Origin of the sequence: Rhodococcus yunnanensis NBRC 103083 (assembly GCF_001895005.1) — a bacterium.
GTDB lineage: Bacteria > Actinomycetota > Actinomycetes > Mycobacteriales > Mycobacteriaceae > Rhodococcoides > Rhodococcoides yunnanense.
In genome coordinates this window covers 1-12851 of record NZ_BCXH01000032.1, presented here as the reverse complement: position 1 = coordinate 12851, position 12851 = coordinate 1, and the positions used below count along the sequence as shown (strand labels likewise).

General features: G+C 63.2%; 2 protein-coding genes. Both read left to right on the top strand.

All coding sequences use genetic code 11. The features are described from left to right. The first annotated feature begins 505 nt into the window (after window positions 1-505). The gene (locus tag RY1_RS28565; RefSeq protein ID WP_084727953.1) at window positions 506-6415 is read left to right on the top strand and encodes a non-ribosomal peptide synthetase; all 5910 of its coding nucleotides are present in this window, start codon (window positions 506-508) and stop codon (window positions 6413-6415) included. Between the two features lie 283 nt (window positions 6416-6698). Further along, the coding region (locus RY1_RS28560; protein WP_169914856.1) for a non-ribosomal peptide synthetase at window positions 6699-12851 on the top strand (6153 nt) is incomplete at its 3' end.

The window sequence follows — 12851 nt, the reverse complement described above, 5'->3', positions numbered from 1 at the left end:
TCAGCGGATGCGCACGGTCGAGCGCATCCGCGGGGTGCGGTAGTAAACCGGTAAAAGGCCCGTTTACGACCGAAGAACATTTGTTTCTCTTGTTATATCGATCTTATTTCGCCGGAAATTTCAGTAGCTGTCGTTTTTTCTACTAAATCAATGTAATTGATTCCAAAACCTTTCAACAATATGATGTAGCTCACGGAAGCGGGGAGTATCGATCGGTTCGGACGGGCCCATTCCGACGATCGGTGCAGGGGTATTTCCTCAGGTATCAGCCGCGCCGATCAGGCGTTTTCGAGCACCGGCACCTATCCGGGGAAGGCTCGTCCGTGGCGGCGCGCATGATTGCGCATTCGCGGATGCTTGGTAACCTGCAAAGAAGACCGGAATTCCTTGTAACAAACCTAACGCGCTGTTCCTAGCTCTATAACAGAACAATCACGACAGCAGAACAAATATCGACATGAGGGTCAGTCCGAACGCTCGACCGACTGCGAGGTTTCGCCCACCGATGAATGCGACAAATCCGAACACGGGTCACGGCGCAACCGACGTCACTGCCGACGCATCGGCCCCGCCGTCGTCGAGTACAGGTCGATCGAGCGGACGCAAGAGGGGCAAGCGCACGCCGCGCTCGCGCCGGCCGCGCGCGGTAGTACTTCCGGATCTGTTGACAGCCGCCGTCGAGAGAAATCCGGAAGCGACCGCATTGGTGTGCGGGTCGGCGGTGGTGTCGTACCGCGCGCTCGACGGCAAGTCGTCGAGATTGGCGCGGGTGTTGGTGGACGCCGGTGTCGAGGTGGACGATTTCGTCGGAGTGGCTCTGCCTCGATCGGTGGAGTCGGTGACGTCGGTCTGGGGTGTAGCCAAGTCCGGGGCCGCGATCGTGCCGTTCGACCCTGGATATCCGGCCGAGAGGCTGGAGCGGATGGTCCTCGATTCCGGCGTCCGGATCGGGGTGACCACCAGCGAGTTCGTCGGGCGGCTCCCGGCCGATGTGCAGTGGATCGTGTTGGACGATCCGCAGACGGAGGAGTTGCTGGGATCCACCTCGGGCGATCCCGTGTCCGCGGTCGACCGGGTCGGACGACTGAGGTCCGAGTCCGCCGCGTACGTGGTGTACACGTCAGGTTCGACGGGTGTGCCCAAGGGTGTGGTGGTCACACAGGCCGGACTGGCGAATTTCGCGGTGGAGCAACGTGATCGGTACGAGCTCGGGCCGGATTCGAGGACGTTGCACTTCGCGTCCCCCAGCTTCGATGCGTCGATGCTGGAGTTGTTGTTGGCGGTAGGCGCGTCGTCGACGATGGTGGTTGCGGAACCATCGGTGTTCGGTGGGGTCGAGTTGTGGAAGTTGCTGTCGTCGGAGCGTGTGTCGCACGCATTCGTGACGCCGGCCGCACTTGCATCGGTCGATCCGGGCGGGTTGCCGGATCTGCGCGTGGTGGTGGTCGGCGGTGAGGCGTGGTCGCCGGAATTGCTGACACGGTGGGCTGTGGAGCGTGGTGACGGAGCTGGGGTGCGTCAGTTCTTCAACGGTTACGGACCCACCGAAACCACGATCATGTCCAACATCTCTCGCGCCTTGCTTCCGGGTGGCGACATCTCGATCGGTGCCCCGATTCGAGGAATGTCCGCCGCTGTCCTGGACGGCAGGTTGCGCCCGGTCGTCGGGGGAGCGAAGGGCGAGTTGTACCTGTGGGGCCCTGGTGTTGCCAGGGGCTATCACGGACGCGGCGAGCTGACCGCGGGACGGTTCGTCGCCAACCCTCTGGTCGACGACGGAAGTCGGATGTATCGCACCGGCGACATCGTCCGCCGCGTTCCCGACTCGTACGACATCGAATACGTGGGGCGCAGCGACTTTCAGGTGAAGGTGCGTGGCTTCCGAATCGAACTCGGTGAGATCGACGCAGTAGTGACATCGCATCCGGACGTGGAGTTCGCGGTCACGGTTGCTCGTTCCGGTGAGCAGGGCGTGGCGGGTGCCACGGTGTTGGTCACCTACGTGTTGGCCACGACTGGTTCCGATCTCGACGTGGCCCTGGTGCGCGGGTGGGTGAAGGAGCGGTTGCCGCGGCATATGGTTCCGGCCCAGGTCGTGGTGCTCGACGAGCTTCCGCTGACGCCGGTGGGCAAGTTGGATCGAGCTGCGTTGCCGGAGCCGGGGTCGGCGGTCCACGAGTTTCGGGCGCCGCTGTCGGCAACCGAGAAGGCCGTCGCCGCTGTGATCGAGGATGTGTTGAACATCCAGAAGGTCGGCCTCGACGACGACTTCTTCGAATTGGGTGGGAACTCGCTGATCGCAACGCAGGTGGCCGCACGATTGCAATCGGCACTCGGGCGCACGGTCGCGGTTCGGACTCTGTTCGAGACGTCGTCCATCGAAGCGTTGGCGGCCGCTGTGGTGAGCGCGTCCGAGACCGCCGGGCGGCCTGAGTTGGTCCGATTCGACAGGCCGGAGCACATTCCGCTTTCCCTTGCGCAGCAACGGTACTGGTTTCTCAACCAGTTCGACACCACGTCGGCCGTCGACAACATTCCGATCGCTGTTCGGCTGTCGGGCGATCTCGATGTCGCGGCGCTACAGGCTGCGGTTGCAGACGTGGTGGCGCGGCACGAAGTACTTCGTACTTCGTATCCGAACGGACCGGACGGCCCGTCACAGTTGGTTCGGCCTACGGCGCACGCTGTCCCCGACCTGACACCGGTGCCGGTGGACTCCGGCGACGTCGCCGCGAGGGTGCGCGAGGCGGTCACGACCGGGTTCGATGTCACCCAGGCCCCGCCTCTGTTCGTTCGACTCCACGAAATCGGTGGAGCGGGTTGCCATGACGGTCGCGAGTATGTCCTGGTGATCGTCGTGCATCACATCAGCGCCGACGGGTCGTCTCTGTCGGTGCTCGTGCGTGATGTGATGACCGCCTACTCCTCGCGAGCGGCAGGACAGGCCCCTCCATGGCAGTCGCTGCCGGTCCAGTACGCGGACTTCGCCCTGTGGCAACGCGAGGTACTGGGCGCCGAAACCGATCCACACTCGTTGCTCAATGCCCAGATCACGTACTGGAAGGATCACCTGCGCGGAGTTGCGCCCGTCACCGACCTTCCCGTGGATCGGCCTCGTCCTGCGCAGCAGTCGTTCGCGGGTGCTGCAGTGCGGACGTCGCTGTCTGCCGACGTTCACCGGGGTCTGATCTCGCTCGCGCATCGGCACAACGCCTCACTCTTCATGGTCGTGCACACTGCCTTGGCAGCGTTGATCGGCCGAATGAGCAATTCGAACGATGTGGTACTCGGCACGCCCATGGCAGGTCGCGGCGACGAAGCGATGGACGGACTCATCGGCATGTTCGTCAACACGCTCGTGCTCAGGACAGGGGTTCGCCCCACCGACAGCTTCGTCGACGCCCTCGCGGGCGTCCGTGAGGTCGATCTCGCAGCCTTCTCGAACTCCGATGTACCGTTCGAGCGAATCGTCGAAGCAGTCAATCCACCGCGTTCGGCTGCATACGGCCCGCTGTTCCAGGTCGGCTTCTCCTTCCAGAACTTCGCCCAGGAATCACTGGAGCTTCCGGGGCTGGTTGTCCGTCCGGTCGAGTTCGAATCGAACATTGCCAAGTCCGATCTGCATTTCACCATCACCGAGCAGCGAGACGGTGGTTCCGAGTCCAGTTTCGGCGTCGAACTGGCTTATGCAACAGGGCTTTTCGACGACGAGACCGCGCAGTCGACGCTCGATCGTTTCGTGCGGTTCCTCGGCGCGGTCGCCGAGGACGGACAGGTGCGAGTGGGCGATATCGAGCTCATGACCGCAGACGAACAGCGGGCGATGGTGCACTCGGCGGACCGCACGGCGCACCCCGTCGACGACACCGCCACGCTCGTCTCGCTGTTCGGGCGAAGCGTCGAGAATGCGCCGGACGACGATGCTGTCTTCGCGGACGGTGAGCGGCTGACGTTCCGTCAGTTCGATTCTCGGGTCAACGCGACGGCTCGCTACCTGATCTCGCTCGGCGTCGGTCCGGAATCCGCTGTCGCGCTTGCTGTTCCGCGCGGACTCGACATGCTGGTGTGGATGTATGCGATCGTCGCAGCGGGCGCCGCGTACGTTCCCCTCGACAGCAGTCATCCGGTCGACCGCAATGCGTACATCATCGACACCGCAGGCCCGGTGCTGATAGTGACCGGCCCGGGCGAATCGGGAGAATGGCTGTCCGGGGTGCCGACGGTGTCGGTGGACACGATGGACGTCGCCGAATTCTCGGGAGATGTGCTGCGCGACGACGAGCAGCTCACGCCGCTGTCTCCTGACAACACGGCCTACATCATCTTCACGTCCGGCTCGACCGGAAAGCCCAAGGGCGTTGCCGTCTCGCATCGCGCGATCGTCAATCAGCTGGAGTGGCTGAGTACTCACTTCGGCACCGGACGTGGCGACACGGTGTTGATCCACACGGCGGTCACCTTCGACCTGTCCGTCTGGGAGTACTGGGGAGCGTTGGTCGCAGGCAGTGCTGTGGTGGTCGCCGAGCCGCGACCGACTCCCGATCCCGCGTATCTCCTCGATCTGATGCGAGCCGAAGGCGTCACGACAGTCGGCCTCGTGCCTGCACTGTTGAACACGCTCCTGACACAGGGGCACGGCGAGCTCCCTCCATCGGTCGAGCGCGTGTACTCGATCGGTGAGGAGCTCTCCGCGGATCTCGGACAGTGGTTCCGTGAGCGCAACGGCGGAACGCTCGCCAATCTCTACGGACCGACCGAAGCGGCCGTATCGGTCACTGTCCACGAGGTGACAGCCGAGGACACGGGTACCGTGCCCATCGGTCGTCCGGAGTGGAACACCGGGGTCCTGGTGCTCGACGACAGGATGAACCTGGTTCCGGCCGGAATCGGTGGCGACCTCTACCTCAGCGGAGTTCAACTCGCCCGAGGATACGTCTCACGCATGGACCTCACTGCGCAACGATTCGTCGCCGATCCATTCGGTCGAGACGGGTCGCGCATGTACCGCACGGGGGACCGGGCGCGGTGGAACCGAAACGGAGAACTGGAGTACCTGGGGCGTTCGGACGAGCAGGTGAAGGTCCGCGGCTACCGCATCGAACTGGGTGAGATCGAGTCGGTGTTTCGCCGGCATCCTGACCTGACCGAGGTTGCCGTCGCGCTGCGTGAGGACGGAACGCTCGGCGACAGGTTGGTGGCGTACGTCGTTCCGGTCGAGGGACGGACAGTGGATCGAAGTTCGCTGCTCGCATCGGTGGCCGCCGGACTGCCCTCGTACATGATTCCTGCTGCTGTCGTCGTGCTCGATCGCCTTCCGCTGAACCCGAGCGGCAAAGTGGACCGCCGCGCTCTGCCCGATCCGGTGTTCGAGAAGGTGCAGTACACCGCGCCGAGCACCGAAACCGAAGCGCTGGTTGTCACGGTGTTCGCCGAGTCCCTCGGCGCCGACAAGGTCGGCGTCAACGACGATTTCTTCGAACTGGGCGGCAACTCGATGTCTGCCGTGCAGATGGTGGGCAAGCTCAGTGCAGCGGTCCATCGGGATGTTCCGCTGCCCTGGGTGTTCGGAAGTTCTACCCCGGCGGAACTGGCATCACGCATCGACCGCGACCCGATCGTGGCAGATTCGAGTGGACCGCTCGATATCCTCGTGACCCTTCGCGAAGGATCTGCCGAGCAGGCGCTGTTCTGCTTTCACCCCATCACCGGCACGGCATGGGCATTCGCTGGATTGGCACCGCACATCGATCCCGACCGGCCGATCCACGGTCTGCAATCTCCGGCGCTGTCGGGGGTATCGAGCCTGCCTGAATCGGTCGAGGACTGGGCGGATCTCTATCTGCACGAGATCCGTCGGGCGCAGCCCGCCGGTCCCTACCATCTCGTGGGATGGTCGATGGGCGGTGTGCTTGCGCATGCCGTTGCCGTTCGGCTTCGGGATCTGGGAGAGAGCGTCGACACTCTCGCCGTCATGGACGCGACCATCGGGTCGATCGAAGGCCGCACGACAGCGGTCCCGACCATGGCCGACCTGGTAGGTGACTTCGGTGGCGACACCGACCGGGACCTCGCCACCATCGACGTGCAGGATTTCGTCGACCTGGCAGCGACTCTCCCGCCGCCCTTCGACTCACTCACACGCGACCGTGTCGACGTCATCGTCAATGGAATCCAACATTCTGCCGGGGTGCTCGCGACATACCGTCCGACGTTCTTCGACGGCGATCTGCTGTACTTCACCGCTGAGATGGACGATCCGTCGGGACATGCCGGTGTCTCGACCTGGAGCGATGCCGCGGCCGCCGAACGAACGGTCAACGTCCCGGTGTCGACCTCGCACTGGAAAATGGCGTCACCTTCTTCACTGGATCAAATCGGCCCGATACTGAACAAATGGATTCACGGCGGTCACTGAACTCCACGAATCGTAATCTCGTACCGTGCCCCCGGGAAATCATTCGAACGAATGATTTCCCGGGGGCATAACGGTCTCCAGCCCTGATTTTGCGCTTGCTAACGTCTGCGCGCCGGGTGCGATGGGGTATACATGGACGACATTTTGTCGTTGTGTGCTGTACGGGGCGACTGCAGAAACTCGGTCATCCGGGTGTACTCGGGGTGCCCTGATCCGAGACCAGAGGGTGAATTGTGGCGAAGTCCGAGACGTTGGGTTCCGTATCCGTCGAAATCGAGCGTCGATGAGCGCCGACGGTCAGGGCAGCTCGGTTCGCAGTACGTCCGCCGACACTCCGCGCGCGGCCACCCGACCTCGGCGCGCACCCCGAGTCAGACGCCCTCGCGTTCTGCTTCTGCCTGATCTTCTGCTCGCCGCCGTCGAATCCAATCCGACGGCTGCGGCACTGTCCTTCGGTGGAAATTCGATTTCGTACGCCGAGGTCGATTCCTGGTCCAACCGTCTCGGACGGGCATTGATCGATCGCGGTTTCGGCCCCGACGATGTCGTTGCAGTGGCGATGACCCGATCGCCGATGTCGGTGCAGTCCGTCTGGGGCATCGCCAAATCAGGTGCCACCTTCCTTCCCGTCGACCCCAACTATCCGGCCGATCGGATCGAGCACATGCTCGTCGATTCGGGCGCGCGGTTCGGGGTCACGATGTCGGAGTTCGTGCCCGCACTGCCATCTACCGTGCAGTGGCTGGTTCTCGACGACCCGGAATCGGTTGCCGAATTGCTCGGCCGCGACGACTCCGAGGTCGCCGCATCCGATCGTGTCGGGGTACTGCGCGCGACGCACGGGGCCTACATGATCTACACCTCGGGCTCGACCGGAGTGCCGAAGGGCGTGGTGGTGACCCATTCGGGTCTGAGCGACCTCGCAGCCGAGCAGCGAGAGCTGTACACCTTGACGAAAGCCTCTCGGACGCTGCACGTCGCTTCGCCGAGTTTCGACGCATCGGTCTTCGAGCTGCTGATGGCAATCGCAGCGTCGTCGACCATGGTCATCGCGCCCCAATCAGTGTACGGCGGAGACGAATTGGCGGAGCTGTTGCGCAGGGAACGCGTCACTCACGCGGTCATCACTCCTGCGGCAATGGCATCGGTCGATCCCGACGATCTGAACGATCTCGAGATGGTGCTCTCGGCCGGTGAAGCATGCCCACCCGAACTCGTGAACCGGTGGGCAGTGGATCGACCTGCAGGCCGACGCCGCTTCTTCAACGGGTACGGACCGACCGAAGCGACGATCATGGCTACGTGCAGCGGCGCGCTCGAACCCGGTTCCTCGGTGTCCATCGGCAGTCCCGTTCGTGGAATGTCGGGTGCCGTACTCGACGACCGTCTCCGCCCAGCGGTGACCGGGACGAAAGGCGAACTCTATCTCTGGGGCCCGGGACTCGCCCGCGGCTACCACGGCAGAATGGCGCTGACAGCAGACCGATTCGTCGCAAACCCGTTCGCGGCCGATGGTTCGAGGATGTACCGCACCGGCGACATCGTCCGATGGCGTCAGACGTCGAACGTACTGGAATACCTCGGCCGCAGCGACTTTCAGGTGAAGATCCGTGGGTTCCGTATCGAGCTCGGCGAGATCGATGCGGCACTGTCTGCACACGACGGCGTCGATTTCGCGGTGACCGTGGCCCGCGAGGGCGTCGGCGGGGCGGCGGGGGCCGGGGCGGAATCGGGTGGCGGTGCCGGATCGGCGATGCTGGTGGCGTATGTCCGCCCGGTCGAAGGCGTCGTGCTCAGCGCGAGCGACCTGACGCAGTTCGTCGCAGAAAAACTGCCCCGCCACATGGTACCGACGGCGATCGTCCTGATCGACGAGCTGCCCTTGACGCCTGCGGGCAAGTTGGACCGAGCAGCGCTTCCGGATCCTGTACTCGTCGCCCGCGAGTTCCGGGCACCGGAGAGTGGCACTCAACGCGTCGTGGCCGGTGTCTTCTCCGAACTGCTCGACCTTCCCCGGGTCGGCTTGGACGACGACTTCTTCGAACTCGGTGGAAACTCGCTGATCGCAACGCAAGTGGTGGCGCGCATCGGCGCGGCGCTCGATACGACAGTGTCGGTTCGGTCGCTGTTCGATTACTCGTCCGTCACTCGGTTCGCCGAGGCTATCGACGCACAGGGCGACGTCGGCGCTCGTACGCCCCTGACGGCACGTCCACGCCCGCAGTCGATTCCGCTCTCGCTCGCGCAGCGCCGGATGTGGTTCATGAATCGGCTGGAGCCGGAATCCGCGGTGAACAATCTTCCTCTCGCCGTTCGGATTACGGGTGAGCTGAACGTTCCGGCCCTCGCGCGCGCAGTTGCCGACGTGATCGCGCGACACGAGACACTCCGAACGTACTACCCCGAAACCGGCGGTGTCGGACATCAACTCGTCCTCGGCGTCGATGCGCTGGCGCCTGCGTTGGAGCCCGTCCGTGTCGCAGAGTCCGAGATCGTGGATTCTCTGCGGGCGCTGGTCCTGACTTCGTTCGACTTGACCACCGAAGTTCCGTTGCGCGCCAGTCTGTTCGAAGTAGCCACAGGTGACTACGTGCTTGCGCTCGTCACCCATCACATCACCGCGGACGGAGCGTCGTTGGCTCCGCTCACACGTGACCTGATGACTGCGTACCTCGCCCGTGCACACGGCACCGAACCGGACTGGGCGCCATTGCCGATCCAGTACGTCGACTACACGCTGTGGCAGCAGGAATTTCTCGGTTCCGTCGACGATCCGTCGTCGCGGATCTCGTTGCAGGAAGAGTTCTGGAAGACCGAGCTCGACGGAATACCGTCGCAGCTGAACTTGCCCACCGACCGCCCGCGTCCGTCGGTGCAGTCGAGTGCAGGCGGCACAGTCGACTTCGAGATCTCCGGCGCGACGCACCGGGCGCTCCTCGAATTGGCCAAATCGAAGAACGCCACATTCTTCATGGTTGCCCATGCGGCGCTCGCGGTTCTGCTCGCGCGATTGTCCAACTCCGACGATGTCGTGATCGGGGCCCCCGTCGCAGGTCGCGGCGACGAGCAACTCGACGATCTCGTCGGCATGTTCGTCAACACCCTCCCTCTACGTACTCGGTACAATGCTGCAGAGTCCTTCGTGGATCTGCTGACGCGAGTGCAGGATTCGGACCTTCGAGCATTCGACCACGACTCTGTTCCGTTCGAGCGTCTCGTGGAAGTTCTCGATCCCGAAAGATCTCCCTCGCGTCATCCCATCTTCCAGGTAGCGGTGTTCCTGCAGAACATGGCGCAGCAGGGCTTGGAACTGCCCGCGCTCGCCGTAACACCGTTGGCCATGGACGGAGCGTTGGCGAAATTCGATCTGCAGTTCACTCTCGCAGGCACCGACGCCTGGGACGGTGAGACCGGTGCCATCGCGGCTCAGATCACGTACTCGACGGCGTTGTTCGACCACACGACGGTCGAGTCGATCGCCAAGCGCTACTGCCGAATACTCGATGCAATTGCCGCGGACCCCGCCGAGCTGGTGGGCGATCTCGACATCGTCGACGGCGCCGAACGTCGAGTGCTGTCACAGGAGTGGAACGATACCCACCACGAACTCCTCGGACCGACGAGTCTGCTGTCCGAGTTCGACGCGCGAGTATCCACACACGCCGACAACATCGCGTTGGTGTTCGAAGGTAGCTCCCTGACCTACAGAGAGTTCGACGGCCGTGTGAACGCGCTCGCACGTGTGTTGATCGCCGGAGGAGTCGGGCCCGAGGCGCGCGTTGCTGTCGCGATACGCCGGTCCTTGGATCTTGCAGTCGGTATCTACGCGATCCTCCGCGCTGGGGCAGCGTTCGTTCCCATCGACCCGGACCATCCGGAGAGCCGAGTCGGGTACATAGTCGAGGCCGCGAATCCGTTCTGTGCGCTCGTCGCCGACGCCACCGATCGTGCGCTGTTCGGCGACGTGCCGGTCATCGATGTCACCGAACTGGATGCATCTGCCGAAGCGGACAGAGCACCGATCATGGACGTCGAACGCACGGCATCGATTGCACCGGACACCATCGCATACGTCATCTTCACGTCGGGGTCGACCGGTAAGCCCAAAGGGGTTGCCGTCTCGCACCGTGCGATCGTCAACCAGATGGCCTGGATGCGATCGGAATACGGTCTCACCGACGCGGACGTGTATCTGCAGAAGACCGCCACGACATTCGATGTGTCGCTATGGGGATTCTTCCTTCCCCTGCAGGTGGGCGCATCTCTCGTGCTCGCGACCCCCGACGGCCATCGAGATTCGGCGTACATCGAAGATCTGATCGCGGAACATTCGGTCACCCTCACCGATTTCGTTCCGTCCATGCTGGCCATGTTCACCGCACATGCGTCGGCCGGAAAATGCACGAGCCTGCGCCACGTCTTCGTGATCGGTGAGGCGCTGCCCATCGAAACTGCGGAGGCCTTCAGAGCCATTTCCTCTGCCGGTCTGCACAATCTGTACGGTCCAACCGAGGCTGCAGTGTCGGTGACGTACTGGGAGACAACCGGTTCGGATCGCGGCACCGTTCCCATCGGGAGACCCGAATGGAACACCGCCGCACTCGTACTCGACTCGCGGCTGCGAATGGTTCCCGCCGGCACGGTCGGGGAACTGTACCTGTCCGGTGTGCAACTTGCCCGCGGCTATCTGTCCCGGCCCGATCTGACGTCAGACCGATTCGTTGCACACCCTGCAGGGGCACCGGGAACTCGGATGTATCGGACCGGAGACCTCGCTCGATGGCGCGCCGGAGACACCTCCTCGGCCCGCGCTGACGACAGCGGTCCAGGAGTTCTCGAATACATCGGACGCACGGACTTTCAGGTCAAATTCCGTGGCCAGCGAATCGAACTCGGCGATATCGAGGCGGCACTACTCACACTGTCCGGTATCAATCAGGCCGTGGTGGTCGTCGCGGACATGGCGACCGGTGAGCACCTCGTTGCCTATGTCGTTGCACGACCGGGTACGTCGGTCGACCCCGCCGACATGCGCAGCGGTCTCGGTCTGCTCGTGCCCGCCTACATGGTTCCGACTGCGGTCGTCGTACTCGACGAGTTCCCGCTCAACTCCAGCGGAAAACTGGATCGAAAAGCATTGCCGGAACCGACCTTCTCGGCGCAGGAGTTTCGCGCACCCACGACGCCCATCGAGGAAATCGTCGCGTCGACGTTCGCAGAGGTCCTCGACGTCGACCGGGTGGGGCTCGACGACGACTTCTTCACTCTCGGTGGCAATTCACTGATCGCCACCCGGGTGATCGCCAGACTCGGCGAGGCTCTCGACTCCCGAATTCCGGTGCGCCTGCTCTTCGAGTTCTCCGGCGTGGAAGCCCTCGCGGCACACATCGGAAACGACGTGAGCGCAGGAGGGCGCCTAGCTCTCGCTGCACGCAGGCGACCGGCGATGATTCCGTTGTCGTTGGCGCAGCAGCGAATGTGGTTCTTGAACCGGTTCGATACGGCGTCTGCGGCGTACAACCTGCCGGTGGCGATTCGCCTGTCCGGCGATGTGGATGTGGACGCGTTGCGCGCTGCGGTCGACGACGTCATCGACCGTCACGAGTCTTTGCGCACGGTGTATCCGGAGATCGATGGCGTACCGGTTCAGGTTGTCGTGCCGATGAACAAGGTTCCCCCACTGTTCGAGGTGGTGGATCTTCCCGCGGACCGGATACAGGACGAGGTACGCAGCCTGGCCGTCTTCGGCTTCGACGTCACCACCGAAGTCCCTTTGCGAGTGCGTCTTTTCGCTGTGTCGCCGACGGAGCATGTGCTCGCTTTGGTGGTGCATCATATTTCGGCGGATGGTTCGTCGATGGGTCCGTTGACTCGTGATGTGATGGTGGCGTATGCGGCGCGTTCTGTGGGCGAGGCTCCTGGGTGGGCGCCTCTGTCGGTGCAGTATGCGGATTATGCGTTGTGGCAGCGTGAGGTTCTCGGTAGTGAGGAAGATCCGGAGTCGATTGCGTCGCAGCAGGTTGCGTATTGGAAGTCGGCGTTGGCGGGCTTGCCGGATCAGTTGGATTTGCCGACCGATCGTTCCCGTCCGGCGGTGCAGTCGTACGCCGGTGATCGAGCCGAGTTCGTCGTCGATGCCGAGTTGCATGCACAGCTGGTCCAGCTGGCGCGTCGAACCAACAGCACGTTGTTCATGGTGGTGCATTCGGCGATGGCTGTGTTGTTTGCTCGGTTGTCGGGGTCTGATGATATTGCGATCGGTACTCCTTTTGCTGGTCGTAGTGATCGGGCCCTCGATGATTTGATCGGTATGTTCGTCAACACTCTGGTTTTCCGGTCTCGGGTGGATTCGTCGATGACGTTCGAGGAGTTGTTGGCGCAGACTCGAGCGAGTGATCTGCAGGCGTTTGCGCATGCGGATGTGCCGTTCGAGCGG